The 1,082-nt window shown below is 65.5% G+C and carries 1 protein-coding gene and 1 pseudogene; one reads left to right on the top strand and one right to left on the bottom strand.

Features of this window, described 5'->3' with window-relative positions:
• Positions 1-372, top strand: a pseudogene (locus ACDELDRAFT_RS22885) (hypothetical protein); the annotation flags it as partial.
• Between the two features lie 303 nt (positions 373-675).
• On the opposite strand, the gene ACDELDRAFT_RS24380 reads toward ACDELDRAFT_RS22885, so the two are convergent.
• Positions 676-834, bottom strand: a complete 159-nt coding sequence (locus tag ACDELDRAFT_RS24380) for a DUF3309 family protein (protein WP_005801544.1) — start codon at positions 832-834, stop codon at positions 676-678.
• Positions 835-1,082 lie beyond the last annotated feature (248 nt).

The following is a 1,082-nucleotide window of genomic DNA, read 5'->3' as shown; positions in this document are numbered from 1 at the left end:
GGGCAGGGCGCCAGCCTGGCGGCACAGCGCAGCGCGGGTGCCGGGGCCTTGTTGGCCCAAAGCGGGCAGCCGGGCAAAGCCGTTTCGGCGGAAGATTTTGGGCAGCTGCTTGCCCGCTTCGGTGCGGACGATACCCAAAAGGCCCAGTTGACGGAGAAGTTCGATACCGATCACGACGGCAGCATTTCGCGTGGCGAGTTCCTCAAGGGTTTGGCGAGCGTTGCGGCCCCCGGCGCGGACAGCGATTTTTCGCAGGCCGTGCTGCAGCTGATGGACCGCGGCGGCCAGGCCAACGGGGTGGTGACGGCGCAGGAGTTCGCGGCTCTCACCACGGCATTCGCGCAGGCCGAAAAGCCCGGCGGCCTGGCCTGACCTGACTGCACTGCGGTGGCCCAATACCCCGCCTTGCTGCGGGGCCGGCGCGGTGGGCGGCCTGATCGCTAACCGCTAACCGCTAACCGCTAACCGCTAACCGCCAACCCACGAAGCCGCCCCGCCGTGCCATCCGCAGCGCATCCAGCACTGCATGGACGAAACGCACCGGATGCGCGGTGTGACGTTCCACAAAAAAAAGCGGCCTCGGGGGCCGCTTTGGTTGGGGGTGTGCGTTTGAGCAGCGAACGCTGCCGTTCGGTTGCCGTTCGGTTGCCGTTCGCACGGCGCCGCGCACAGCTTCTAGATTCGGCCCATGAGCAGAAGAATGATCAGGATCAGCACCACCAGCCCGATACCGCCGCTGGGCCCATAGCCCCACGAGCGGCTGTGTCCCCAGGTTGGCAGGGCGCCGATGAGGATCAGGATCAGGACAATCAGAAGAATCAGCGAAAGCGACATGGCAGTTCCTTGTGGGGGGAGGACTGCATTTTTCCGGGCCCACCGGGGCGGTCGCCGCAGGTGCCCGACTTGCTGGCGCGTCAGCCAAATCCGATAGCCCGCGTGGGTGCGGCCCGCCGCCAGAGGGCTTTGGCGTGCCAGGAAACCGCTGTGCGCCTCGTGGAATGCCCTCCCTTCACGGCAGTATTAATGCTATTGAATAGAGAGCTGCTGGCGCACGCTGTATAAGCGCGTAAGCCGGTTTTTGC

Source organism: Acidovorax delafieldii 2AN (assembly GCF_000175235.1).
Lineage (GTDB): Bacteria > Pseudomonadota > Gammaproteobacteria > Burkholderiales > Burkholderiaceae_C > Acidovorax > Acidovorax delafieldii_B.
Note: the sequence above shows the minus strand (reverse complement) of the source record. Positions and strands in the feature narration are given on the sequence as shown.